The organism is Sodalis sp. RH22, assembly GCF_047324165.1.
In the GTDB taxonomy this organism is placed as follows: domain Bacteria; phylum Pseudomonadota; class Gammaproteobacteria; order Enterobacterales; family Enterobacteriaceae; genus Acerihabitans.
The window spans coordinates 3,986,192-4,010,924 of the sequence record NZ_CP178731.1; the positions used below are offsets into that span (position 1 = coordinate 3,986,192).

Sequence of the window (24,733 nt, forward strand, 5' to 3'; positions counted from 1 at the left end):
TTTAAAAGTTTATTTTCGGGTAATAAACTCACGGCGGCGAATTAACGGGGTTGCGGTTCGCTCTGAGATGATGAGTTGTGGCATTCAGGACTATCCTTGCCCGCTTCTGTTCCCCAATCACGCAGCCAGGCGTAGATTTCATCACCGGTCAGATGCAAACCGCTCTCCTGGTAGTGATGCCAAGAGTCGATGGCTTCCCGCTTAAAACTCTCGCGTGCATCCGCCCACTCTTTGACACGCGTTTTAAGCCTGTCGTCGATTTTGAGAGGGATAGCGGGTGTTGACATGATGGCGTCCAACAAAGCAAAAGATGTTATTTTTTCCAAGATTACCTTTCCGTTCTCACTTCCCGATACAAAAACTCGAAAATATCCTCCCCAGCAAATCATCCGAGCTGAATTCCCCGGTAATTTCGCTGAGCGCCTGCTGCGCCAGCCGCAGTTCCTCCGCCAGCAACTCCCCCGCGTAAGCACTTACTAACTGTTCTTTACCCTGTACCAGATGCGCGCCAGCGATATCCAGCGCCTGTAAATGCCGCCGCCTGGCCAGGAACCCGCCCTCAAGGCTGCCGTTAAAGCCCACGCTCTGCTGTAAATGCGCGCGCAGCAGATCAACGCCATCGCCGGACTGGGCGGAAAGGGTAATAAGTGAGTGGCCATTTACTTCGGTGATACCCGGTGCTTCACCGGTCAGGTCGGCCTTATTGCGGATTACCGTCAGCGGCATGGCCGGCGGAAGGCGGGCAATCAGTTCCGGCCACAGCTGGTCTGGGTCGTTAACGGCGGTGCGGGCGCCGTCCACCATCAGCAATACGTGGTCGGCCTGCTCGATTTCCCGCCAGGCGCGTTCAATGCCGATGCGCTCCACTTCGTCGCCGGCTTCGCGCAGGCCGGCGGTGTCGATAATATGCAGCGGCATGCCGTTGAGCAGGATATGTTCGCGCAGCACGTCGCGGGTAGTGCCGGCGATGGCGGTGACGATAGCCGCCTCGCGCCCGGCCAGGGCGTTCAGCAGGCTGGATTTGCCGGCGTTGGGCCGCCCCGCGATGACGACCTTCATGCCCTCGCGCAGCAGGCTGCCCTGGCGGGCCTCTGAGCGTACCTGGCGCAGGTCGTCCATGACGCGGTTAAGGCTGCCTTCGATTTTGCCATCGGAAAGGAAATCAATTTCCTCATCCGGGAAGTCGATGGCCGCTTCGACATAGATGCGCAAGTTAGTAAGTGCTTCCACCAAATGATGTACGCGCTGGGAAAATACGCCCTGTAATGAGTTTACCGCCGAACGGGCCGCCTGCTCGGAGCTGGCGTCGATTAAGTCGGCAATGGCCTCGGCCTGGGCCAGATCCAGCTTATCATTGAGAAACGCGCGCTCGGAGAACTCTCCCGGACGGGCGATACGCAGCCCTGGCAGGGCCAGGATGCGTTTTAACAGCATATCCAGTATTACCGGGCCGCCGTGGCCCTGCAGCTCCAGCACGTCCTCGCCGGTGAAGGAATGGGGGCCGGGAAAAAACAGTGCGATGCCCTGGTCCAGCGTGGTGCCGTCTACCGCGCGAAACGGCAGGTAATCGGCATAACGGGGCTTGGGCAACGTGCCGAGCACCTGGCGCGCCACCTCCGCGGCCATGGGCCCGGAAACGCGCAGCATGCCTACCCCGCCGCGTCCGGGCGGCGTCGCTTGGGCAACGATGGTATCCATTTGGCTCATACTGTTCTCTCTTCGCGCCGCTGGCGCGCTTAAAAAAACCAAGGCGGTCAGATGACCGCCTTGGCAGGGTTTAGCGTCCGGAAAACCGACTGGGGTTATTTCTTTTTGTCCCGGCTGTGCAGGCCGCGTTTTTCCAGGCCGCGATAAATCAGCTGCTGCTGGATAATGGTCACCATGTTGCTGACGATATAGTACAGCACCAGGCCGGAGGGGAACCACAGGAAGAACACCGTAAAGATGACCGGCATGAAGGTCATCACTTTCTGCTGCATCGGATCGGCGACGGTGGTCGGCGACATCTTCTGAATGAAGAACATCGTGATGCCCATCAGGATCGGCAGGATATAGTACGGGTCTTGGGCGGACAGGTCTTGTATCCACAGGATAAACGGCGCGCCGCGCAGCTCGATGGAGCCCATCAGCATATAGTACAGCGCCAGGAATATCGGCATCTGCACCACCAGCGGCAGGCAGCCGCCCAGCGGATTGACCTTCTCGGATTTATACAGCGCCATCATTTCCTGGCTCATGCGCTGCTTATCGTCGCCGATTTTCTCGCGCATGGCCGCCAGCTTCGGCTGCAACATGCGCATCTTCGCCATGGAGGTGTACTGCGCCTTGGTCAGCGGGTACATAATGCCACGGACGATAAAGGTGATGACGATGATCGAGAAGCCCCAGTTACCCACATAGCTGTGGATAAACTTCAGCAGCTTAAACAGCGGCTGGCTGATAAACCACAGCCAGCCGTAGTCCACGGTCAAATCCAGATGCGGGGCGATGGCCGCCATCTTGTCCTGGATTTCGGGGCCGACCCATAACGTGGCGTCCAGGGTGCTTTCACCGCCCGGGGCAACGGTGACCGGCGAGGATTTAAACCCCACCGCGGCCTGGCCGTTATCCATATGGGTGGTAAAAAACGTATTGGTGCCCTGGGTGCCCGGGATCCAGGCGGTGGCGAAATATTGTTGCAGCATGGCTACCCAGCCGCCCTGGGTATTGATGCTCAGCGGCCCGTCTTTAATATCGCTGAAGCTGTATTTCTTATATTTGGTGTCGCTGGACGAGTAGGCCGCGCCGCGATAGGTGTGCAGGGCAAAGTTGCTGCTGCCGGTATCGCGATGCTTGGGTAAATCGACGGATTGCTTCAGCTGGCCGAACAGGGCCAGTTCAAGCGGCTTATCGCCGGTGTTCTTAACAGCGTACTCGACGCCCACCGCGTAGTCGCCCCGTTTCAGGATAAAGGTCTTGGTGTACACCACGCCGTCGGCGCCGGTGTAGGTCAGCGGCACGCGCAGCTCGCCCTGGTTATCGGCCAGCACATAGGTGTCCTGGTTGATGTTATACAGCGGGCGCTCGCCGTTGGCCGGGTTGTCCGGGCCGTTTTTGCCGGTCAGGCCGCTTTGCGCCTGGTAGACAAACTCGGGGGAGGTTTCCAGCAGGTGGAACGGCTGATCGGAACCCAGTTTATCCGGATAAGTCAGCAGATGGGCCTGCTCGATATCGCCGCCGCGGGTATTGATGGTCAGTGAAAGCACATCGGTTTTCACGTTGATCAGTTGCCCCTGCCCGCTGGCGGGTAGTCCCTGAGTTACTGCTGCGTCACCGGTTGCCGTGTTCGCTGTCTGTTGCGTTGTCGTGACGGCCTGCTGCTGCGGATTGTGGTCCGTCTGCCAGGTCTGCCAGATCATGAAAGACACGAACAGCAGAGCGATGACAAGAAGATTGCGTTGCGAATCCATCTTTAATGTTCTCTGTTATCGTTGGTTTTCGGCGGCACGGGGTCATCGCCACCTGGGTTCAAAGGATGGCATTTTAATACGCGTTTCAATGTCAACCAACTGCCTTTTAACATTCCGAACCGGCGTATCGCCTCAATACCGTACTGCGAGCAACTGGGCTGGAACCGGCAGTGAGATCCCAGCAACGGGCTGATAAACAGTTGATACCCGCGTATCAACCCGATTAACAACCAGGAGACTGGCGACAATGGCGGCGCCATAATTTTTCCAACGCTTCCGTCAAGGCATGGTTATCCAAATCCTGCACCCCTTTCTTGGCGATGACGACAAAATCCATGGCGGGCAGGGCGTGCTGGTGCGTCCGGAAACTTTCGCGGGTAAGCCGCTTGATCCGGTTGCGTTCATGGGCCCGTTTGACATGTTTTTTGGCGACCGTCAGACCGACGCGGGGATGCCCCAGCGTATTCAGGCGGCCGAGGATGGTGATTTGCGGCGTGCCGGCCCGTTGTGGCTGCTGGAAGACGAAAGTAAAATGATTGGGAGTTAACAACCGTAACTCCCTGGGAAATGCTAGCTTAACCACCGGGGGGGTTAGCTTTATTACTTAGAAGATACGGACAGACGTGTACGGCCTTTAGCACGACGACGTGCCAAAACCAGACGACCATTCTTCGTTGCCATACGAGTACGGAAACCGTGGGTACGGTTGCGTTTCAAGACGGACGGTTGGAAAGTGCGTTTCATAGCGATTTATACCTAACAAATGTGTGACTTCACAGTAAACGCGTTTGGCTACTCGGCGTGAAAAAGACCGACGCCTCAATCGCATCAAAGGACAAAGAGGCGGGGATTGTAATAATTGTACAGTCCTGAGTCAATTCTCATCACGTTTTACCCACCTGGATACCCGTGTCCATCCCGGCAACCCCGTCTGAAAATCAAACTTAACCAGACAAGCTGACCAGGTGTCACGCGTAGGGCTGAGAATTATACGGGTTCCGGGGCAAAGCGCAAGGATCTGCCGGGATCAAGCGCATTATTATTAGGATCCCGCGGCGGCGGGCAGTGGTCGAAAATCAGACTATGCTTAATTTCACTGATATAAGAGTTACATTTTATCCAGCGAATGGAGAATCGGTTACACTCTTTCGCGCCCCTGGGAGCCTGTGGATAAAAAGGATCAAAACTGTGTAGAAGAGGAGGATCTTGGACGCGCTTTGCGTTATGATCCGCAGTCCCTGACGGGGATCCTCCGGGGATTTCGTCGCGGTAAACCGTTAAAGGCGGTTCGCGGGCTGCCATCGCGGTAGCCGGTGTCAAAAAGATGATCCTGAATCATACAGTTGTGTTTCTTTTCTTTTGTTGATCTTGTTCGATTGGAGTCCGCCGTGTCACTTTCGCTTTGGCAGCAATGCCTTGCCCGACTACAGGATGAATTACCTGCCACAGAATTCAGTATGTGGATTCGCCCTTTGCAGGCGGAGCTCAACGACAACACGCTGGCGCTATATGCTCCGAATCGTTTTGTCCTGGATTGGGTGCGCGATAAATATCTGAATAATATCAATGGGTTGTTAAACGATTTTTGCGGCACCGATGCGCCTTTGCTGCGTTTTGAAGTCGGCAGCAAGCCGCCGTTATCGGTGGTGGTCGCCCATCAGCAGCCGGTCAGCCATGCCAGCGAGGCGCCGGTGCAGGCGTCCCGTCCCAGGCCCGCGCGGCCAAGCTGGGACAGCTCGCCGGTGCAGCCTGAATTGTCCTACCGTTCAAATTTAAATCCGAAACATAATTTTGATAATTTCGTCGAGGGTAAATCCAACCAGCTGGCGCGCGCGGCGGCGCGGCAGGTGGCGGACAATCCCGGCGGCGCGTATAACCCGCTGTTTTTGTACGGCGGTACCGGCCTGGGCAAGACCCATCTGCTGCAGGCGGTGGGCAACGGCATCATGGCGCGTAAGGCCAATGCCCGGGTGGTGTATATGCATTCCGAGCGTTTTGTGCAGGATATGGTGAAGGCCCTGCAGAACAACGCCATTGAAGAATTTAAACGCTACTATCGCTCCGTCGATGCCCTGCTGATCGATGATATCCAGTTTTTCGCCAATAAAGAGCGTTCGCAGGAAGAGTTTTTCCATACCTTTAATGCGCTTTTGGAAGGTAATCAGCAAATCATCCTGACCTCCGATCGTTATCCCAAGGAGATCAACGGGGTGGAGGATCGTCTGAAATCACGTTTCGGTTGGGGTCTGACGGTCGCGATCGAACCGCCGGAGCTGGAGACCCGCGTGGCGATCCTGATGAAAAAAGCCGACGAGAACGATATCCGCCTGCCGGGGGAAGTGGCTTTTTTTATCGCCAAACGGCTACGCTCCAATGTGCGTGAGCTGGAGGGCGCGCTGAACCGGGTAATCGCCAACGCCAACTTTACCGGCCGCGCCATCACCATCGATTTTGTGCGCGAGGCGTTGCGCGATCTGCTGGCGCTGCAGGAAAAACTGGTCACCATCGATAATATCCAGAAAACCGTGGCGGAATATTATAAAATCAAGGTGGCCGATCTGCTGTCGAAGCGGCGATCCCGCTCCGTGGCGCGTCCGCGGCAGATGGCGATGGCGCTGTCGAAAGAGCTGACCAACCATAGCCTGCCGGAAATCGGCGACGCGTTCGGCGGACGCGATCATACGACGGTGCTGCATGCCTGCCGGAAAATCGAGCAGCTGCGTGAAGAGAGCCACGATATCAAAGAAGATTACTCCAACTTAATCAGAACATTATCTTCCTAAACTATGAAATTTATCGTTGAACGAGAGCATCTGCTTAAACCACTGCAACAGGTCAGCAGCCCGCTGGGCGGCCGTCCCACCCTGCCGATCCTGGGCAATTTGTTATTGCAGGTCGCCGAAGACAGTCTGTTGCTGACCGGCACCGACCTGGAAATGGAGATGGTGGCGAAAGTGGCCCTGTCCCAGCCCCATGAGCCGGGGGCGACCACCGTGCCGGCACGGAAATTTTTTGATATCTGCCGCGGCCTGCCCGATGGGGCGGAGATCACGGTGATATTGGAAAGCGATCGCATGTTGATCCGCTCCGGGCGCAGCCGTTTTTCGCTGTCGACCCTGCCGGCGACCGATTTCCCCAATCTGGACGACTGGCAGAGCGATGTCGAATTCACCCTGCCCCAGTCCACGCTTAAGCGCCTGATTGAATCGACCCAGTTTTCCATGGCCCATCAGGATGTGCGCTATTACCTCAACGGCATGCTGTTTGAAACCGAAGGCGAAGAGTTGCGTACCGTGGCCACCGACGGCCATCGCCTGGCGGTGTGTTCGATGCCGGTCGGCCAGCAATTGCCCACCCATTCGGTGATCGTGCCGCGTAAAGGGGTCATGGAGCTGGTCAGGATGCTGGACGGCGGCGAAACGCCGCTGAAACTGCAGATAGGCACCAACAATATTCGCGCCAGCGTCGGTGATTATATCTTTACCTCCAAGCTGGTTGACGGACGCTTCCCGGATTATCGCCGCGTATTGCCGAAAAATCCCGATAAAACCCTGGAAGCGGGCTGCGATGTGCTTAAGCAGGCCTTCGCCCGCGCCGCCATTCTCTCCAACGAAAAATTCCGCGGCGTGCGGCTGTACCTCAGCACCGATCAGCTGAAAATTACCGCCAACAATCCCGAACAGGAAGAAGCCGAGGAAATCCTGGACGTTGTTTACCAGGGAACCGAGATGGAAATTGGTTTTAACGTCAGCTACGTACTGGATGTGCTTAACGCCCTGAAAAGCGAAAACGTCCGTTTATTGCTTACCGATGGGGTGTCCAGCGTGCAGATCGAAGACTGCGCCAGCCAGGCGGCAGCATATGTTGTTATGCCGATGCGTCTCTAGAGATGTGGTAAGGTAGTGTGTTAAATGGCCTTGTCCCGCCTGCTTATCCGTGATTTTCGTAATATCGAGTCCGCCGATCTGGCCCTGGCGGCCGATTTTAATTTTCTGGTCGGCGCCAACGGCAGCGGGAAGACCAGCGTGCTGGAAGCCATTTACACCCTCGGGCACGGCCGGGCGTTCCGCAGTTTGCAGATTGGGCGCGTTATCCGCCATGAGCAGCCGGAATTTACCCTCCATGGCCGCATTGACGGCAATACGGCGGACGACCGCCAATCCTCGGTGGGCTTAAGTAAAAGCCGCCAGGGCGATAGCCGGGTGCGCATCGACGGCAGCGACGGCCATAAAATCGCCGAACTGGCCCAACTGCTGCCGATGCAGCTGATTACTCCCGAAGGATTCACCCTGCTTAACGGGGGGCCGAAATACCGTCGCGCCTTTATGGACTGGGGGTGCTTTCATCACGATCCCGATTTTTTCAATGCCTGGAGCAACCTCAAGCGCCTGCTCCGGCAGCGGAATGCGGCGCTGCGCCAGGTCAGCCGGTACGCGCAGCTGCGCGCCTGGGATCAGGAACTGGTGCCCCTGACCGCCAGGATTAGCCAATGGCGCGCCGACTACAGCGCGGCGATAGCGGTGGATATCACCGCCACCTGCGCCCAGTTTTTGCCGGAGTTCCAGCTGGATTTCAGCTTCCAGCGCGGATGGGATCGCGAGAGCGATTACGGCGAGCTGCTGGAGCGTCAGTTTGAGCGCGATCGGGCCTTGACCTATACTGCATCCGGCCCGCATAAAGCGGACTTTCGCATTCGCGCCGACGGGGTGCCGGTGGAGGATATCCTCTCGCGCGGGCAGCTTAAATTATTGATGTGCGCCCTGCGTTTGGCGCAGGGCGAATTTCTCACCCGCCAGAGCGGGCGGCGGTGTCTCTACCTGATAGACGACTTCGCTTCCGAGCTGGATACCGGCCGGCGCCGGTTACTGGCGGAGCGCCTGAAAGCCACCCGGGCACAGGTGTTTGTCAGCGCGCTGAGCGCTGAACAAATCCGTGATATTACGGATGAAAAGGGCAGGATGTTCCAGGTGGAACAAGGTAAAATACGTATTCAATCCGAAGTTTAAAATGAGCGAGAAACGTTGATGTCGAATTCTTATGACTCCTCAAGTATCAAAGTACTCAAAGGACTGGACGCGGTGCGTAAACGCCCAGGGATGTACATCGGTGATACGGATGACGGCACCGGTCTGCACCATATGGTATTCGAGGTTGTGGATAACTCAATTGACGAAGCCCTCGCCGGCCATTGTAAAGAAATCGTGGTTACAATCCACGAAGATAACTCCGTATCGGTCCAGGATGACGGGCGTGGGATCCCCACCGGCATCCATGAAGAAGAAGGCATTTCCGCCGCAGAAGTGATCATGACCGTACTGCATGCCGGCGGTAAGTTCGATGATAACTCGTATAAAGTGTCGGGTGGATTGCACGGCGTGGGTATTTCCGTCGTCAACGCCCTGTCGGAAAAGCTGGAACTGGTAGTGCGGCGCGAAGGCCGCGTCCATGAGCAGACCTACCTGGGCGGGATTCCGCAGGCGCCGCTGGCGGTGGTCGGTGAAACCGACCAGACCGGCACCACCATCCGCTTCTGGCCGAGCTTCGCCACCTTTACCAATAACGTAGAATTTCAATATGAAATCCTGGCCAAGCGCCTGCGCGAACTGTCCTTCCTGAATTCCGGCGTGTCCATCCGCCTGAAGGACAAGCGTAACGATAAAGAAGATCACTTCCACTACCAGGGCGGCATCAAGGCGTTTGTGGAATACCTGAGCAAGAATAAAAACCCGATCCATCCCACCGTGTTTTATTTCTCCACGGAAAAAGACGGTATCGGCGTGGAAATCGCGCTGCAGTGGAACGATGGTTTCCAGGAAAACATTTATTGCTTCACCAACAATATCCCGCAGCGTGACGGCGGTACCCATCTGGTCGGCTTTCGCGCCGCCATGACCCGTACCCTGAATTCGTACATGGATAAAGAAGGCTACAGCAAAAAGGCCAAGGTCAGCGCCACCGGCGACGACGCCCGCGAAGGCCTGATTGCCGTGGTATCGGTGAAAGTGCCCGATCCTAAGTTCTCTTCCCAGACCAAGGACAAACTGGTGTCGTCTGAAGTGAAAACCGCGGTGGAAACCCAGATGAACGAGCGTCTGGTGGCCTATTTGCTGGAAAACCCCACCGACGCCAAAATCGTGGTGGGCAAGATCATCGACGCCGCGCGCGCCCGTGAAGCAGCCCGCAAAGCGCGTGAAATGACCCGCCGCAAAGGCGCGCTGGACCTGGCGGGCCTGCCGGGCAAGCTGGCGGATTGCCAGGAACGCGATCCGGCCTTATCAGAACTGTACCTGGTGGAAGGGGACTCGGCCGGCGGATCCGCCAAGCAGGGCCGTAACCGTAAAAACCAGGCGATTTTGCCGCTGAAGGGCAAGATCCTCAACGTCGAGAAAGCGCGCTTTGACAAGATGCTCTCCTCCCAGGAGGTGGCCACGCTGATTACCGCGCTGGGCTGCGGCATCGGCCGGGATGAATATAATCCCGATAAACTGCGCTATCACAATATCATCATTATGACCGATGCCGACGTCGACGGTTCCCATATCCGTACCCTGCTGCTGACGTTCTTCTATCGTCAGATGCCGGAAATCATCGAGCGCGGCCATGTGTTCATTGCCCAGCCGCCGTTGTATAAGGTGAAAAAAGGCAAGCAGGAACAGTACATCAAGGACGATGACGCCATGGACCAATACCAGATTGCCCTGGCGATGGACGGCGCGGCCCTGCATACCAACGAGCACGCTCCGTCGCTGGCCGGCGCGCCGCTGGAAAGCCTGGTGGCCGAACACTATGCGGTACAGAAAATGATTGGCCGCATGGAACGCCGCTACCCGCGCGCGCTGCTCAATCACCTGATTTACCAGCCTTCGCTCAATGAAGCGGATCTGGCCGACCGGGACCGCGTGACCGCCTGGATTGCCGCGCTGGTGGCGGATTTGAACCAGAACGAAAAGCACGGCAGCAACTACAGTTTTGAAGTTCGTGAAAACCGCGAGCGTCAGCAGTATGAGGCGGTGCTGCGCATCCGTACCCATGGCGTCGATACCGACTATGTGCTTGATTTTGAATTTGTCCATGGCGGCGAATACCGCAAGCTCTGCACCCTGGGTGAAAAACTGCGCGGCCTGGTGGAAGAAGACGCCTTTGTGGAACGCGGCGAACGCCGTTTGACGGTGACCACCTTTGAGCAGGCGCTGGAGTGGCTGGTGAAGGAATCCCGTCGCGGTCTGGCTATCCAGCGCTATAAAGGCCTGGGGGAAATGAACCCGGAGCAATTGTGGGAGACCACCATGGACCCGGAAAGCCGCCGTATGCTGCGTGTCACGGTCAAGGACGCCATTGCCGCCGACCTGCTGTTTACCACGCTGATGGGCGACGCGGTGGAACCACGCCGCGCCTTTATTGAAGAGAATGCCCTGAAGGCGGCCAATATCGATATCTGATATTATACTAAAGATAAAATGCCCGTGCGCCTTTGGCTGCACGGGTTTTTTTTTTATCATCGGTTATCGCCCGTTTTTTTGCAAAAAAACAGTGAATAATAAATAAAATAACAACAGGTTGAAAAGAGATAATCTGCGGTCCGTGCACATCTTGTATTTACTATTAGCAACACACATTATGATGAACCGGGTAAGGTCTGCGTTGACCGCCAGTCCGTCGATCCGAGTCAAATCAATTAAAAAATGTATCATCTATTTAATTGGCGTTAAATATAAAATGTCTTACCAGGAGAGATTATGCAGGTTATTACAGCGTCTGTTTATTACCCCCCGTCCGTCTTCGATCACTCCGTCTCGGAACCGGCGCCCCCGACAGCAAGAATAATTTATACGGCGGAAAAATACGGCAGTTATGAGAATTTTGAAAAGAGCGACGCGTTCAAACACTATATTAAGCAAACAGAGAATGATTTAATCGCTATTGCGGAACTTCTGGAGTGCCATGATCAATTCCGTACAGATATCATCAGTTTTTGCGAAAAATTAAATCATTATGAAAATTTCAGTGCTGAATCAAAAAGGCTTCTGTACATCAATCTTAACCAATGTTTGCATAGTTTTAGACAGTTAAATTCCAATTGTTTTTCTATTGCAAACGTTCATATTAAAGACTCGTTTGGCGATATTTTCAAAAGTTTGAAAAAAAACGTAGGGGAAGTTTTGACCGCCATCTTACTTGCGGATTCGGCGATTGATGGCTTTAAAGCGGTTAGCGGGCATGTATACACCAGAAGGTGCGACATCATTAACGCCATGCTGGCACAACATGTCGCATGCCATCATCAATATTTTGATGATGGCAAAAGGAAGCAATACATTAATGCGTACAAAGGTCATTTGACAAAAGCTAATTGGTTATATCAATATTTATATAAAAATAACACTGTCGGCAAGTATATACTATCCGAGACGGAGCCTTATTTCTTGCCTTTGCTTGAACAACTTAACCGGGCAGTAGATATTGTCAGTGTTATTAAAGACATTGGCAACATGATACGCCATAGGATAGAGAAGATCCTTAATGAGCCGGGGCATCACCTGGACATCGACGGGATGCGGTATTTTAGCGAGTGCGGTCATCAGGCGGTGGAAAAATTTGCGCAATTATCGAGCCCGCCGGTCGATCTCAACACGGTCCTGGCGCGCAATGTGGATAACAATCGGCCCTTCTTACTTAAGGATGCCGATGCTATTTATGGCGCTTTAGCGGAAGCATTGGCGGCGGAAAATAATAAAGAGATTGTATTTCATATTAAGCATGTTCTTATTTTTGGTAGAATTATTGTAAAATCATTTAATGGTTTTTTTTGGGTGGAGTACGAAAGTGTCTTTAGAGGGCCGTTAACCTTGGTGGCATTGTGTTCGGAAAAGGTTCAAGGCGTTTTAGACGACGATCTACTCCGCTTTGCTATTATCAATACACCGTCGGAATTGCTGCTCAATAATTTTTGTTTAGACTGGTGCGGCGATCGTTACAGTGTTTTAAATGATTTTATGGAAGAAAATATTTTTGCGTTGTATAAATGGTATTTCATTAATGGAAAGGTAAATCCTCTTAATAAAGATAAAAATGGCAATACCTTTCTTCATGCCGCCGTCTGCCATAATGACGATAATGCGTACGATTATGTGAAGGATAAACTTGATGTTATTATAAATTGTAAAAATAACTTCGGCGTTACCGCCCTGATGCAGGCTGTGGTTAAGGGAGAAACAAAAATGGTGTTGAATTTATTAGACTGTGATGAAATTGATATACATATCGCCGAAAAAAATGGCTTTACAGCCTTAGGGTTGGCGGTAAAAAACCAACGCAAAGATATCGAGGTAATATTAAAAAGCCATTCTGTCGCAATGAATAGCCGCAAATGGGCGTTAGGATATGCGAGCAATCAAAAATCCACGGCAATGAACCCCCGAATATAGATGCCACGCGCCGGAGAATTCTTTAACCCGCAGCATTCGGCGTGATAAATTGCTATTTTTATAACATCAAATTGAGCTATTATTATATCGTTAGCGCGCTAATCTGAAAGCGGTACGCCACGGCGGTGTTCAGGTCGTGATGATATTATATAACGAGGATAAGATGGCGATAAAACTGATAGCAATTGATATGGACGGGACGCTGCTGAACCCGCAGCATGAGATCACCCCGGCGGTCAGGCAGGCCATAGACGCGGCGCGAAAGAAAGGCGTTTATGTGGCGCTGGCCACCGGCCGGCCTTTTATCGGGGTGCAGCGCTATCTGCTGGAGTTAAATCTGCTTGGCGAAGGACAATACTGCATCACCAATAACGGCGCCCTGGTGCAGAAAACGGTAAACGGTGAATGCATATCGCAGACCACGCTCGATATCAACGATTACCGCTATCTGGAGGCGCTGTCGCGACAACTGAACGTCCATTTTCACGCGCTGGACTTCGATACCCTCTATACCGCTAATCGGGATATCAGCCCTTATACCGTTCATGAAGCCTATCTAACCGGTATGCCGTTTAAATTCCGCCGCGTGGATGAAATGGACCCCACCATGCGCTTTCCGAAGGTGATGATGATTGACCCGCCGGCCATCCTGGACCGTGCGATTAGCCACATTCCCGCGCAGGCGTATGAGCGCTACACCATTATGAAAAGTGCCGAATACTATCTGGAATTGCTGAATAAACAGGCTAATAAAGGCGAGGGCGTTAAAGCGCTGGCGGAGCATCTGCACCTGACGGCGGACGAGGTCATGACCATTGGCGATCAGGCCAACGACCTGGCGATGATTAACTACGCCGGCACCGGCGTCGCTATGGGCAATGCCATCGACGAGATCAAGGCGGCCAGCCAGTTTGTCACTAAAACCAATTGGGAAGACGGCGTGGCGGTGGCCATTCGCCAGCTCGTGCTGGACGCGTGAGGCGTGTGGAACGGAGAGCGCCCGCCCCCGGTCGGGAACGGGCGGCATTCAGCGGTGATACGCCTTAGTCGTTAAAAAAAGTCTGCTTAAGCGCCAGCTCGACGCCACGCACTTCCGCCAATCCGCGCAGCCGTCCGATAGCCGAATAACCGGGATTGGTTTTTTTCTTTAAATCATCCAGCATCTGGTGGCCATGGTCCGGGCGCATGGGAATGGCGCGGGTATTGCCCTGTTTGCGCCGGCGCTGCTCTTCGGCCAGGATGACTTTAACCACGCCTACCATATCCACGTCGCCGTCCAGGTGATCGGCCTCGTGGAAGCTTTTCGGGTTTTCCTCCCGGCGGGTGGCGCGCAGGTGGGCAAAATGGATGCGGTCGGCAAAGGTTTCGGCCATCTTGACCAGATCGTTATCGGCGCGCACGCCGTAGGAACCGGTGCACATGCAAAAGCCGTTATTGATGCTGTCGACGGTCTCTTTCAGCCATTGCATATCCTCGATGGTGGAGACAATGCGCGGCAGGCCGAGGATCGGACGCGGCGGATCGTCCGGGTGTACCGCCATCACGATGCCGGATTCCTGCGCCGCCGGCACGATGGCCTTGAGGAATTCGGCCATATGTTCGCGCAGTTTGGCTTTATCGATGCCGTCGTAGCGCGCCAGCTGCTCCAGGAACTGTTCCAGCGTGTAGCCTTCCTCGGCGCCCGGCAGGCCGGCGATGATATTGGCGGTCAGCTGGTCGATTTGTTCCTGGCTCATGGCGGCAAAATACTCCGCCGCCTGGCGCTGCTCATCGGCGTTATAGTCCTCTTTGGCGCCCGGACGCTTGAGGATATGCAGTTCAAATGCCGCGAAGGCGATAGCGTCGAAGCGCAGCGCCCGGGATCCGTCGGGCATCGGGTAGGCCAGATCGGTGCGGGTCCAGTCCAGTATCGGCATAAAGTTGTAGCAAACGGTGTCGATGCCGCAGGCGCCCAGGTTGCGCAGGGACTGCTGGTAATTGGCGATATACTGGCGGTAATTGCCGGTGTGGGTCTTGATATCCTCATGCACCGGGACGCTTTCCACCACCGACCATACCAGTCCTTTTTCCGCCAGGATGGCCTGGCGTTTCTTGATTTCCTCGACGGTCCAGATTTCGCCGTTGGGAATATGGTGCAGGGCGGTAACGATACCGGTGGCTCCCGCCTGGCGGGCGTCGTCCAGCGATACCGGATCGTTAGGGCCGTACCAGCGCCATGTATGTTCCATAATTCACTCCTTGCTGTTTAACGTAGCGGTGCGTAGCCGGGCTTTGAGCCGCAAAGGGCTACGCAGCGGATTGTTCTTCAATCGGATTTTTGACGATAAAGAAATAAGATAACGCGCCGGCGAAAGTGACGCATGAACAAATAATCAAGGCCAGATTAAACGAGTGGGTGGTATCTACCACCCAGCCGGTCACAATTGGCGCAAAAGAGGCGCAGATAAAGCTGCCGAAGTTCTGGATGCTGCTTACCGACGCCACCATGCGCGAGGGCGCCATGACCTGCACCAGCCCCCAGGCGGAGGTACCGGCGAAATGGATAAAAAACAGCGCCAGGCTGATAAAGGCCACCGCCATGGTGGTGGACGTGGATTGTACCACCAGCAGGGTGCAGGCGGCGGAGCACACCAGGCCAAAGCAGATCAGCGTCTTGCGGCTTTTAATCAGGGAATAGCCTTTCTTGGCCAGCCGGTCGGCCACCACGCCGTTGACCAGCATGCCGATGGAGCCGAACAGGAAGGGGATTGCCGCCACCCAGCCGGTATTGGCCAGGCTTAGCCCGCGTTCGGCCTGCAGGTAGCCCGGCAGCCAGGACAAATACAGCCAGCCGGTATAGTTCACGCCGCTGAAACCCAGGATCATGCCCCATACCGTGCGGCGTTTAAACAGCGCGCCCCATTCGCCGAAGGACAGGCGGGTGACGTTGCGCGGCGTGGCGGAAGCATCCAGGTATTGCTGCTCCTCGGCGGTAAGCGGAAAGCGCTCACGGTTGCGATACCAGACGCACCAGCATAACGCGATGACAATGCCGGCGACGCCAATCATCACAAACATGGTGCGCCAGCCGAACGCCAGCAGGAGCGCAACCAGGATCGGCGGGGCAAAAGCTTGCCCGAGGGTGGTGGAGGAATTGAATATGCCCACCGGCACGCCGCGTTCCCTGGGATGGAACCAGTCGCCGATCACCTTTACACCGCTGGGCATAAACGGCGCTTCGCCGATGCCAAGGCCGATGCGCAGCATAATAAAATGGGAAAATGAATTCACCGAACCGGCCAGCGCCTGCATCAGCGACCAAAAGAACAGGCCGCCGCCGAGCACGATGCGCGGGCCAAAGCGGTCGAGCAGGATACCGCTGGGCAATTGGGCTATGCCGTAGGATAACGAAAAGGCCGACAGCAAGACGCCGAATTCGGTGGCGGATAATCCCAGATCGCCGCGGATCGCCTGGTTGGCGACGGACAGCGAGCCGCGATCGAGAAAGTTAATGATCCCGGCGATAAATAATAAAATCAGCGAGACCGTTTGGATCTTTTTGATCCGGGCCGTTTTTTGCAGCGGCTGCAATTGATCTAGGGCAATGGTGGGCATACAAGGATCCTCAACAGCGATTTTTTTGTTGTCTTATTGACCCTGTAAGAGAATCACTTCACGATGGTTACAGGGAAAAGGACTGAAGGTCTGGTGGTCAGGCCACTGGACCTGGCTACTATTCCTTAACATTTGGTTGATTTCCGTGATGCAGATCTCATTAATCGTCTTAAGCGCTGAGATCCGCGGCGATTAATTTTTTTTGCCGTCCCGGCCGCTGTGTTAAGCTCTCGCCAATTTAACGGCTGACGTGCCGGCGATACGGGTTTTGCGCTGGAGGCAATATGGAATTACCTACGCTTAAAGTTGAACGTCTTTACCGGCAGATTTCCAATTTACTGATCGGGTGTATCAATACCGGTCAGTTCAAGCCAGGCGAAATGATTCCCGCCGAGCGGGAACTGGCGAAACAGCTCGGCGTCAGCCGTTCTTCCATCCGCGAGGCGCTGATTGCGCTGGAAATTACCGGCTGGGTGGAAATCCGCACCGGCAACGGCGTTTTTGTCGCCGATCCCTTGCCCAAACTCTCCCAGCCCCACGCCGATGAAGAGTTCAGCCTGAAATCCCTGATCAAGGCGCGGCAAATCTTCGAGTCAACGATGGCGGAACTGGCCGCGCGCAACGGCACCGATGACCAACGCGCCGAATTGCGGGAAGTGACCCACGATTTAACCCAGCTGCATGTCAACGATGAAAAATTCCTGCGCGAGGATAAGCGTTTTCATGTGCTGATCAGTGAAATGACCGGCAATGAAGTGCTGCGCGATATGATGGAATATCTGTGGAACAAACGTAAAAGCTCGCGTTTTGTCCGGCTGGAAAGCCATTATGCCGATAACGATTTTCCGTTGTCCATGAATCGCGATCACAATGATATCGCCCAGGCGATTATCGAGCGCGACGCCGCGCGTGCCAGGCTGTGCATGGAATTGCATCTGCAGCATGTCTACGATCGCCTGTTCGACGACGGGAAGTAGCCCGCGCGGCATTGGCGGTTTACCGTAGCAGTGTATCCTCCCCGCTTTTCCATCTTCCGGCCATGCGCGTGGCGTTCGCCGCCCATGGCATGTCTAAAACGTGATCCAGATTGTAGTACAATATAAAAATATGGTGCTACAATAGTTCACAGGTTCTTAGCGCTTAAAGCAAAATTGTGCAGCAGTGCCGCGACATAAAACCATTAAATGATAAAGTGGCCTTATTTTTATCACTTTGTGGGAAATGTTATGGACCGTCAGGCTCTCAGCAAAACCGATCGCATCATCCATGAAATGGGTCAGCAGATCGTCAGCGGTAAGTATATCCCCGGAACGGGACTGCCGTCGGAAGCGGATTTGTGCGAGGAGTTCGAAACCTCGCGCAATATCATACGTGAAGTGCTGCGCGCCCTGATGGCCAAGAATTTAATCGAGATTATTCGTTATCGCGGCGCCTTTGTTTGCGCGCGCAATAAGTGGAATTACCTGGATACCGATGTCTTGCAGTGGGTGCTGGCGCTGGATTATGACCCGCGGTTAATCGCCTCGCTGACCGAGGTGCGCCATCTGGTGGAACCGACCATCGCGCGGTGGGCGGCCGAGCGGGCCACCTCCGGCGAACTGGCGGTTATCGAGACGGCGCTGAACGAGATGATTGCCAACAGTCACGATCGTGATGCCTTTAATGAGGCGGATATCCGTTACCACCAGGCGGTGCTGAGCGCGGTGCATAATCCGGTGTTGCAACAGCTGGGCGTGGCCATCAGCTCGTTGCAACGCGCGGTGTTCGAGCGCACCTATATGGCGGACGAAGGCAATATGCCGCGCACGCTGCAAGAGCATAAAAACTTATACGACGCCATCAGGCATCAGGATTGCGAGGCGGCGGAGCAGGCGGCGGTCACCATGATTGCCAGCTCGACCAAAAGGCTGAAGGACATAACATGAGCAACAGTTATATCGCCATAGATTGGGGATCGACAAACTTACGCGCCTGGCTGTACCTGGACGGCGAACTGGCCGGCAGCCAGCAGTCCGAGGCCGGGGTCACCCGTTTGGGCTCGCGCACGGCGGAGCAGGTATTCCATGAGGTGCTGGCGCCCTGGCGGCAGCACGATGTGCCGGTGGTGATGGCCGGCATGGTGGGCAGCAATGCCGGCTGGGTGCCGGTGCCCTACCTGCCGTGCCCCACGCGGCTGGGCGACCTGGCCGGACGGCTGACCCTGGTGGCGCAGGCCGCGCCGCGGAAGGCCTGGATTATTCCCGGCATCAGCATTATCGGCGACGGCAACTGCAACGTGATGCGCGGCGAGGAGACCCAGCTTCTCGGGGCCTACTGTTCCCAGCCCGGCGCCCTGTACCTGATGCCCGGCACCCACAGTAAATGGGTGCGCGTCAATGACGGCGTGATCGATGATTTCCGCACGGTGATGACCGGAGAACTGCACCATTTATTGATGAAGCAGTCGCTGGTGGGCGTCGGCGTCGGCGAACAGCGGCCGAACCCGGATATTTTCCGCCAGGGAATGGAGCAGGGCTTCCGTGAAAGCCATATTCTGCGGTGCCTGTTCGAAACCCGCGCCGCCCACGTGCTGGGCCAGCTGGATACCAGCGCGGTGAGCGAATGGCTCTCCGGCCTGTTGATTGGCAATGAAGTGGCGCAGATGCAGCGCGGCTGGGCCATCGGCGGCGGTGAAACCATTACCATTATCGGCAATCCGTCGCTTGCGGCCCGCTATCGTCAGGCGCTGCAATATGCGGGTCTTAACGACCGGTTACTGGATGGCGATGCGTCATTCCAGGCCGGCATAAGGAGCATAGTCAATGAACTGGAACGATAAACTTCCCCTAATCGCCATCCTGCGCGGTATTACGCCCGGCGAAGTGCTGGAGCATGTCGAGGCGCTGCTGGCGGCGGGATTTGACGCGGTGGAAATCCCTTTGAACTCGCCGAACTGGCAGGAAAGTATCGGCAAAACGGTGCAGGCGTTTGGCGACCGCGCGCTGATCGGCGGCGGCACGGTGCTGAAGCCCGCGCAGGTGGACGAGCTGGCATGGCTGGGCGGCAAGCTGCTGGTCACGCCCAATATCCAGCCTGACGTGATCCGCCGCGGCGTAAGCCATGGCATGGCGGTATGTCCCGGGTGCGCCACCGCCACCGAGGCTTTTACCGCTCTGGACGCCGGCGCGCAGGCGCTGAAAATTTTCCCGTCGGTGTCGTTCGGTCCGGATTATATTAAAGCGCTGAAAGCGGTACTGCCGCCGGAAATACCGGTATTCGCCGTCGGCGGCATTACGCCGGAAAATCTGCATCTCTACCTGAAGGCCGGATGTATCGGCGCGGGCCTGGGTAGCGATCTTTACCGCGCCGGCCAGCCGGTCGGCCGCACGCGGGAGCAGGCCGCGGCTTTTGTCGCCGCTTACCGGGCCGCGGCGCAGGCACGCTAGTCCCGCCGGCCGGCGCGCGCGGCAAGCCGCGTGATGCCCTTCCGTGCGCCCGGCGAGGCGACCAAGGCTGTGTTACGCTTAACGGAAAGGGGGAATACCATGACGGGTTTATTTGATTTGTCCGGCCGCACAGCGCTGGTCACCGGATCGGCGCGCGGCCTGGGTTTTGCCTATGCCAAGGGCCTGGCGGGGGCCGGGGCCGCCGTGATCCTTAACGGTCTGCATGAGGATACCCTGGCGGCGGCGGTGGCCGAGCTCCGCGGGCAAGGGCTGGCCGTGCGCGGTATGGCGTTTGACGTCACCGATGAGCAGCAGGTGGCGGCGGTATTCGCCCGGCTGGATGACGAGGGCGCGCACGTGGATATCCTGATAAACAATGCCGGTATCCAGCATCGCCAGCCGCTGGTCGACCTGAAGCTTGCCGACTGGCGGCGGGTGATCGACACCAACCTGACCAGCGCGTTTATCGTATCCCGCGAGGCGGCATCCAGGATGATCGCCAAAGGCGACGGCGGTAAAATTATCAATATCTGTTCATTGACCAGCGAGGCCGCGCGCGCAACCGTTGCGCCCTATACGGCGGCGAAAGGCGGCATCAAGATGCTGACCCGCGCCATGGCGGCGGAGTGGGCCGGGTATAATATCCAGGCCAACGGCATTGGCCCGGGCTATTTTATTACCGAAATGAATACCGATCTGGTGAACAACGCGGAATTTGACGCCTGGGTTAAAAGCAGCAATCCGTCCAAACGCTGGGGTAAACCGGAAGAGCTGATCGGCACCGCCATATACCTGGCCTCTTCGGCGTCCGACTATGTCAGCGGGCAGATCATCTATGTCGACGGCGGATGGCTTTCAGTGTTGTAACGCGCCTGGGCGCCGGGCAGGGTTTCACCCGGCCCGCAAACCTTTTTCGTCCCGCCGGTCAGAATATGACCGGCTTTTTTATGCCTGGCGTCCAGAATACGCCGTTGTCAGTCCCGGGCGCCGGCGTTTTCCCGCCGTTGGATTGCCTAAAGTGTGATCCAGATTGTAGTACAATATAAAATGATGGTGCTACAATCATGGGCATGATAGCGCTGCTTCACACCGCAGGCTGGAGTCATTAAAGTCAGGCTTGAGAGGAAAACAGAGTATGAAAGTCACCAAACTCACCACCTACCGGCTGCCGCCGCGCTGGATGTTCCTGAAAATCGAAACAGACGAGGGCATCGTTGGCTGGGGCGAGCCGGTAATTGAAGGCCGCGCCAAGAGCGTCGAGGCCGCGGTGCATGAACTGGCGGATTATGTCATCGGCCAGGATCCGGCGCGCATCAACGATATTTGGCAGACGATGTACCGCGCCGGTTTTTACCGCGGCGGGCCGATTTTGATGAGCGCCATCGCCGGCATCGATCAGGCGTTGTGGGATATCAAGGGCAAGGCGCTGGGCGTACCGGTATATCAACTGCTGGGCGGCCTGGTGCGCGATCGCATCAAGGCCTATAGCTGGGTCGGCGGCGATCGCCCGGCCGATGTGATTGCGGGCATGAAAAAACTCACCGCGATTGGCTTTGATACCTTTAAGCTGAACGGCTGCGAAGAGATGGGCCTGCTCGACAATTCACGCAAGGTGGATGCGGCGGTGGCGGTGGCGGCCCAGGTGCGTGAAGCCATGGGTAATGATATCGAGTTCGGCCTCGACTTCCATGGGCGGGTTAACGCCCCGATGGCGAAGCTGCTGATCAAGGAGCTGGAGCCCTACCGGCCGCTGTTTATCGAAGAACCAGTGCTGGCGGAACAGGCGGAGTACTATCCGCGCCTGGCGGCGCAAACCTCGATCCCCATCGCCGCCGGCGAACGTATGTTCTCGCGCTTTGAATTTAAACGCGTGCTGGCGGCCGGCGGCCTGGCGATTGCCCAGCCCGACCTGTCCCATGCGGGCGGCATTACCGAATGCCTGAAAATCGCGTCAATGGCGGAGGCTTACGATGTCACGCTGGCGCCGCATTGCCCGTTAGGCCCTATTGCCCTGGCGTCCTGTCTGGCGGTGGACTTTGTTTCCTATAACGCGGTTTTGCAGGAACAAAGCATGGGTATTCATTATAACCAGGGTGCGGAACTGCTGGATTATGTGATTAATAAAGATGACTTTAAAATGACTGACGGTTATTTTTATCCATTAAATAAACCGGGTCTGGGCGTGGAAATTAATGAGGAACTGGTGATTGAGCGTAGTAAAAACGCCGGTGAATGGCGTAATCCGGTATGGCGTTATCCTGACGGTGCGGTGGCGGAGTGGTAATTACCCGCTATAGATGAGTGCCATTATAGTAATGCCATAATATTAAGCAGTACCATCCCGCGTTGCTTCACCACGCCCAGTCAGGAGTCCTGTGCTCCCAGGCCGGGCGTGGCCTAAAGGTGATGATATGAATATCGATTTAAGTACCTCTACCCTGGCCAAGCTGAATTTAAAAATAATCCCGTTTATTATCTTGTGCTATTTTATTTCCAACCTGGATAAAACCAATATTTCCGTGGCGGCGTTGCAAATGAACGCCGACCTGGGATTGACCACCAGCATGTATGGGCTGGGCGTGGGCATGTTTTATATTTCCTACATTCTCTTCGAAGTGCCCAGCAATATTTTAATGACGAAGGTCGGCGCCAAATTATGGATTGCGCGCATCATGATAACCTGGGGGCTGGTCAGCACCGGCATGGGCTTTATCCATACCCCGACCCAGCTGTATGTCATGCGTTTCTTGTTGGGGATGGCGGAGGCCGGTTTTGCTCCCGGTATTATTTATTATATTTCCTGCTGGTTCCCGAAAAGCAACCGGGCCAGGGCCATGTCGTTTTTTTATATGGGTTCGGTGCTGGCGTCGATTATCGGCCTGCCGGTTTCCGGCAGTCTCCTGGGTCTGCATGGCCTGGGCGGTATCGAGGGATGGCGCTGGCTGTTCTTTATTGAAGGCATCCCCGCGGTTGTGATGGGCGTGATGGTGTTGTTTTACCTTTCCGACAGCCCGGATAAAGCCCACTGGCTGAGTGCGGAGCAAAAAAGCTGGCTGAAGGCGACCCTGGCGGCGGATAACGCCGACGCGGTCGTGGGCCAGGACCATTCCTGGGGCAGCGCGCTGAAAAATAAAGTGGTGTGGCTGTTGAGCCTGGTGTGGTTCCTGCAAGCGTTTTGCTCCATCGGCATTACCTTATTCCTGCCCTTGATATTAAAAAGCATGGTGGCGGACAAGAGCAATTTTGTTATCAGCGTGCTGGCGGCGGTGCCCTTTGTCTTCGCCTGCCTGTTTATGTATCTCAACGGCCGTCATTCGGACAAAACCAAAGAGCGCGCGCTGCATTTGGGCGTACCGCTGATCATCTCCGGGCTGCTGCTGGGCATCTCCATTTTTACCGCCAACCTGTGGCTGGCCTATATTCTGCTGGTATTGACGGTGGGCTTTAACTTTGCCCTGACGCCGATATTCTGGGCGGTGACCACCGAGAAACTGACCGGGGTGGCGGCGGCGGCCTCCATTGCCTTTATCAATGCCATCGCCAATTTCGCCGGCCTGGGCCTGCCGCCGCTGCTGGGGAAAATCAAGGATCTGACCAATAGTTATCATTACGGGCTGATGATTATCGCCGTCGCGCTGGTGATTGGCGGCGTGGTGGGCATCTTTGTCGGCCGGACCCGGACGCCTGCGGTAAAGCCAGGCGCCGTATCACCGTTATCACATTAATCGCAGGGATTATTTATGACTTATTCCGTTATCAAGGCCGCCATGTTACCCGACGCGCTGACGCGCCGCCTGGAAGAGCAATTCCATATGGTGGATTATTCCTCGCTGCCGGAGCCGGAACGGCCGCCGGCCGCGCGGCAGGCCAGGGTGCTGGTGGTGAACGGCGAATCCACCGTCACCGAGGCGTTTATCGCGCAATTCCCGCAGCTTGAGCTGATTGCCGATTTCGGCGTGGGTTATGACGGTATTGACGTGGCCGCGGCCACGCGTCGGGGCATTGCGGTATGCAATACGCCTGACGTGCTGACCGAGGACGTGGCGGATATGGCGATGGGGCTGTTGTTGGCGACCTCACGGCAGATCGTGGGCGCGCAGCGGTTTATCGAGCAGGGCGGCTGGCGGGACGGGGGGTATCCCTGGACCAAAAAAGTATCCGGCGGGCGGCTGGGGATTATCGGCATGGGGCGTATCGGCCAGGCGATTGCCAGGCGGGCCGCGGCCTTTGATATGGCGATTTCATATCATGATTATCGTCAGTTGCCTGACAGTCCCTGGCCGTTTTATACCTCGGTAGTGGAACTGGCGGCCGCCAGCGATTTCCTGGTGGTGTGCGTTAACGGTGGGGAGAAAACCCGTTCGCTGGTGAACGCGCCGGTATTGGCCGCCCTCGGTGCCCAGGGGATCTTGATTAATATCGCCCGGGGTACGGTAGTGGATGAGGGTGATTTGATCGAGGCGGTTGAGCGGGGGATTATCGGCGGCGCGGGGCTGGATGTGTTCAGCCACGAGCCGGAGGTGCCCGCGGCGTTGTTTAACCGGCCGAATGTGGTGATTACGCCGCATATGGCCAGCGCAACCCATGATACGCGGCGCGCGATGTCGGATCTGGTGTTTGATAATATCGCGGCGTTTTTGGCGGGCAAGCCGCTGTTGACGCCGGTGGCGCCGTACTAATCCGCTTGGCGCGCTATGGGCTGATGTGGCCTGGCAATATGGGGTGCCCGCGAAGATGAATGCCGCCACGTTTATGTCGCTTCGGCGCGGGTTTCGCTTGCCATATGCCGGGCGGAGAGATGAACTGCCCGGCGCGGGCAAGCGACCAGGGGAGCCGTATG

Annotated in this window: 22 protein-coding genes; 14 read left to right on the forward strand and 8 right to left on the reverse strand. The window is 56.0% G+C overall.

Going from position 1 to position 24,733, the window contains the following annotated elements; translation table 11 throughout:
* Window positions 1–41 precede the first annotated feature (41 nt).
* The 6 genes from ACL2XN_RS18115 to rpmH form a co-directional block, all read right to left on the reverse strand.
* Window positions 42–326 (reverse strand): CopG family transcriptional regulator, encoded by a 285-nt coding sequence (locus ACL2XN_RS18115; protein ID WP_413729203.1) that lies wholly within the window; start codon window positions 324–326, stop codon window positions 42–44.
* Between the two features lie 16 nt (window positions 327–342).
* The gene (mnmE, locus tag ACL2XN_RS18120; RefSeq protein WP_413721714.1) at window positions 343–1,707 is read right to left on the reverse strand and encodes a tRNA uridine-5-carboxymethylaminomethyl(34) synthesis GTPase MnmE; all 1,365 of its coding nucleotides are present in this window, start codon (window positions 1,705–1,707) and stop codon (window positions 343–345) included.
* Window positions 1,708–1,802: 95 nt separating this feature from the next.
* Complete coding sequence (yidC, locus tag ACL2XN_RS18125) at window positions 1,803–3,449, reverse strand: membrane protein insertase YidC (RefSeq protein ID WP_410012932.1); 1,647 nt, start codon at window positions 3,447–3,449, stop codon at window positions 1,803–1,805.
* A 2-nt stretch (window positions 3,450–3,451) separates the two neighbouring features.
* Window positions 3,452–3,709, reverse strand: a complete 258-nt coding sequence (gene yidD, locus ACL2XN_RS18130) for a membrane protein insertion efficiency factor YidD (protein ID WP_410012933.1) — start codon at window positions 3,707–3,709, stop codon at window positions 3,452–3,454.
* A complete protein-coding gene (gene rnpA, locus ACL2XN_RS18135) occupies window positions 3,673–4,032 on the reverse strand; it encodes a ribonuclease P protein component (protein ID WP_162368594.1) in 360 nt (119 codons plus the stop codon). The genes yidD and rnpA overlap by 37 nt, the downstream gene beginning before the upstream one ends.
* 17 nt (window positions 4,033–4,049) lie before the next feature.
* On the reverse strand, window positions 4,050–4,193 hold the full coding sequence (gene rpmH, locus ACL2XN_RS18140; RefSeq protein ID WP_162368595.1) for a 50S ribosomal protein L34: 144 nt from the start codon (window positions 4,191–4,193) through the stop codon (window positions 4,050–4,052).
* Window positions 4,194–4,837: 644 nt separating this feature from the next.
* On the opposite strand from rpmH, the gene dnaA reads away from it, so the two are divergent.
* The 6 genes from dnaA (at window position 4,838) to yidA (ending at window position 13,853) form a co-directional block, all read left to right on the forward strand.
* Window positions 4,838–6,232, forward strand: a complete 1,395-nt coding sequence (dnaA, locus tag ACL2XN_RS18145) for a chromosomal replication initiator protein DnaA (protein ID WP_410012934.1) — start codon at window positions 4,838–4,840, stop codon at window positions 6,230–6,232.
* Window positions 6,233–6,235: 3 nt separating this feature from the next.
* Window positions 6,236–7,336, forward strand: a complete 1,101-nt coding sequence (gene dnaN / locus ACL2XN_RS18150; protein ID WP_410012935.1) for a DNA polymerase III subunit beta — start codon at window positions 6,236–6,238, stop codon at window positions 7,334–7,336.
* A gap of 24 nt (window positions 7,337–7,360) precedes the next feature.
* On the forward strand, window positions 7,361–8,455 hold the full coding sequence (gene recF, locus ACL2XN_RS18155) for a DNA replication/repair protein RecF (protein ID WP_410012936.1): 1,095 nt from the start codon (window positions 7,361–7,363) through the stop codon (window positions 8,453–8,455).
* Window positions 8,456–8,473: 18 nt separating this feature from the next.
* Window positions 8,474–10,888: a DNA topoisomerase (ATP-hydrolyzing) subunit B gene (gene gyrB / locus ACL2XN_RS18160; RefSeq protein ID WP_410012937.1), complete on the forward strand. Its 2,415-nt coding sequence runs from the start codon at window positions 8,474–8,476 to the stop codon at window positions 10,886–10,888.
* 297 nt (window positions 10,889–11,185) lie between these two features.
* Window positions 11,186–12,874: an ankyrin repeat domain-containing protein gene (locus ACL2XN_RS18165; RefSeq protein WP_413729204.1), complete on the forward strand. Its 1,689-nt coding sequence runs from the start codon at window positions 11,186–11,188 to the stop codon at window positions 12,872–12,874.
* A gap of 163 nt (window positions 12,875–13,037) precedes the next feature.
* Window positions 13,038–13,853, forward strand: a complete 816-nt coding sequence (gene yidA, locus ACL2XN_RS18170) for a sugar-phosphatase (RefSeq protein WP_413730992.1) — start codon at window positions 13,038–13,040, stop codon at window positions 13,851–13,853.
* 64 nt (window positions 13,854–13,917) lie between these two features.
* Here the strand turns inward: yidA and uxuA are convergent, their stop codons facing one another.
* A complete protein-coding gene (uxuA, locus tag ACL2XN_RS18175) occupies window positions 13,918–15,102 on the reverse strand; it encodes a mannonate dehydratase (protein ID WP_410012940.1) in 1,185 nt (394 codons plus the stop codon).
* A gap of 58 nt (window positions 15,103–15,160) precedes the next feature.
* Complete coding sequence (locus ACL2XN_RS18180) at window positions 15,161–16,468, reverse strand: MFS transporter (protein WP_410012941.1); 1,308 nt, start codon at window positions 16,466–16,468, stop codon at window positions 15,161–15,163.
* 284 nt (window positions 16,469–16,752) lie between these two features.
* Between ACL2XN_RS18180 and ACL2XN_RS18185 the strand changes: the two genes are divergently transcribed.
* The 8 genes from ACL2XN_RS18185 (at window position 16,753) to ACL2XN_RS18220 (ending at window position 24,572) form a co-directional block, all read left to right on the forward strand.
* Entirely contained in the window at window positions 16,753–17,445 is a 693-nt protein-coding gene (locus tag ACL2XN_RS18185) for a FadR/GntR family transcriptional regulator (RefSeq protein ID WP_410012942.1), read from the forward strand.
* 249 nt (window positions 17,446–17,694) lie between these two features.
* The gene (locus ACL2XN_RS18190) at window positions 17,695–18,393 is read left to right on the forward strand and encodes a FadR/GntR family transcriptional regulator (RefSeq protein ID WP_410012943.1); all 699 of its coding nucleotides are present in this window, start codon (window positions 17,695–17,697) and stop codon (window positions 18,391–18,393) included.
* Complete coding sequence (locus tag ACL2XN_RS18195) at window positions 18,390–19,286, forward strand: 2-dehydro-3-deoxygalactonokinase (protein WP_410012944.1); 897 nt, start codon at window positions 18,390–18,392, stop codon at window positions 19,284–19,286. Before ACL2XN_RS18190 ends, ACL2XN_RS18195 begins: the two co-directional genes overlap by 4 nt.
* Window positions 19,270–19,893: a 2-dehydro-3-deoxy-6-phosphogalactonate aldolase gene (locus tag ACL2XN_RS18200; RefSeq protein ID WP_410012945.1), complete on the forward strand. Its 624-nt coding sequence runs from the start codon at window positions 19,270–19,272 to the stop codon at window positions 19,891–19,893. Before ACL2XN_RS18195 ends, ACL2XN_RS18200 begins: the two co-directional genes overlap by 17 nt.
* A gap of 99 nt (window positions 19,894–19,992) precedes the next feature.
* Window positions 19,993–20,760 carry an SDR family oxidoreductase gene (locus ACL2XN_RS18205; protein WP_413729205.1) on the forward strand — a complete coding sequence of 256 codons (768 nt, stop codon included), beginning with the start codon at window positions 19,993–19,995 and terminating at the stop codon, window positions 20,758–20,760.
* 268 nt (window positions 20,761–21,028) lie between these two features.
* Window positions 21,029–22,177: a galactonate dehydratase gene (gene dgoD, locus ACL2XN_RS18210; protein WP_410012947.1), complete on the forward strand. Its 1,149-nt coding sequence runs from the start codon at window positions 21,029–21,031 to the stop codon at window positions 22,175–22,177.
* A gap of 127 nt (window positions 22,178–22,304) precedes the next feature.
* A complete protein-coding gene (locus ACL2XN_RS18215) occupies window positions 22,305–23,618 on the forward strand; it encodes an MFS transporter (RefSeq protein ID WP_410012948.1) in 1,314 nt (437 codons plus the stop codon).
* Between the two features lie 15 nt (window positions 23,619–23,633).
* Window positions 23,634–24,572 carry a 2-hydroxyacid dehydrogenase gene (locus tag ACL2XN_RS18220; protein WP_413721709.1) on the forward strand — a complete coding sequence of 313 codons (939 nt, stop codon included), beginning with the start codon at window positions 23,634–23,636 and terminating at the stop codon, window positions 24,570–24,572.
* Window positions 24,573–24,733 lie beyond the last annotated feature (161 nt).

What these genes read in the sequence shown, in the direction of transcription:
- ACL2XN_RS18220 (WP_413721709.1), top strand. Translation starts at nt 23,634, where the DNA reads ATGACTTATTCCGTTATCAAGGCCGCCATGTTACCCGACGCGCTGACG.
- dnaN (WP_410012935.1), top strand. Translation starts at nt 6,236, where the DNA reads ATGAAATTTATCGTTGAACGAGAGCATCTGCTTAAACCACTGCAACAG.
- ACL2XN_RS18190 (WP_410012943.1), top strand. Translation starts at nt 17,695, where the DNA reads ATGGACCGTCAGGCTCTCAGCAAAACCGATCGCATCATCCATGAAATG.
- yidC (WP_410012932.1), bottom strand. Translation starts at nt 3,449, where the DNA reads ATGGATTCGCAACGCAATCTTCTTGTCATCGCTCTGCTGTTCGTGTCT.
- rpmH (WP_162368595.1), bottom strand. Translation starts at nt 4,193, where the DNA reads ATGAAACGCACTTTCCAACCGTCCGTCTTGAAACGCAACCGTACCCAC.
- dgoD (WP_410012947.1), top strand. Translation starts at nt 21,029, where the DNA reads ATGAAAGTCACCAAACTCACCACCTACCGGCTGCCGCCGCGCTGGATG.
- ACL2XN_RS18215 (WP_410012948.1), top strand. Translation starts at nt 22,305, where the DNA reads ATGAATATCGATTTAAGTACCTCTACCCTGGCCAAGCTGAATTTAAAA.
- ACL2XN_RS18200 (WP_410012945.1), top strand. Translation starts at nt 19,270, where the DNA reads ATGAACTGGAACGATAAACTTCCCCTAATCGCCATCCTGCGCGGTATT.
- gyrB (WP_410012937.1), top strand. Translation starts at nt 8,474, where the DNA reads ATGTCGAATTCTTATGACTCCTCAAGTATCAAAGTACTCAAAGGACTG.
- ACL2XN_RS18180 (WP_410012941.1), bottom strand. Translation starts at nt 16,468, where the DNA reads ATGCCCACCATTGCCCTAGATCAATTGCAGCCGCTGCAAAAAACGGCC.
- ACL2XN_RS18185 (WP_410012942.1), top strand. Translation starts at nt 16,753, where the DNA reads ATGGAATTACCTACGCTTAAAGTTGAACGTCTTTACCGGCAGATTTCC.
- yidA (WP_413730992.1), top strand. Translation starts at nt 13,038, where the DNA reads ATGGCGATAAAACTGATAGCAATTGATATGGACGGGACGCTGCTGAAC.
- uxuA (WP_410012940.1), bottom strand. Translation starts at nt 15,102, where the DNA reads ATGGAACATACATGGCGCTGGTACGGCCCTAACGATCCGGTATCGCTG.
- ACL2XN_RS18165 (WP_413729204.1), top strand. Translation starts at nt 11,186, where the DNA reads ATGCAGGTTATTACAGCGTCTGTTTATTACCCCCCGTCCGTCTTCGAT.
- recF (WP_410012936.1), top strand. Translation starts at nt 7,361, where the DNA reads ATGGCCTTGTCCCGCCTGCTTATCCGTGATTTTCGTAATATCGAGTCC.
- ACL2XN_RS18205 (WP_413729205.1), top strand. Translation starts at nt 19,993, where the DNA reads ATGACGGGTTTATTTGATTTGTCCGGCCGCACAGCGCTGGTCACCGGA.
- mnmE (WP_413721714.1), bottom strand. Translation starts at nt 1,707, where the DNA reads ATGAGCCAAATGGATACCATCGTTGCCCAAGCGACGCCGCCCGGACGC.
- yidD (WP_410012933.1), bottom strand. Translation starts at nt 3,709, where the DNA reads ATGGCGCCGCCATTGTCGCCAGTCTCCTGGTTGTTAATCGGGTTGATA.
- ACL2XN_RS18195 (WP_410012944.1), top strand. Translation starts at nt 18,390, where the DNA reads ATGAGCAACAGTTATATCGCCATAGATTGGGGATCGACAAACTTACGC.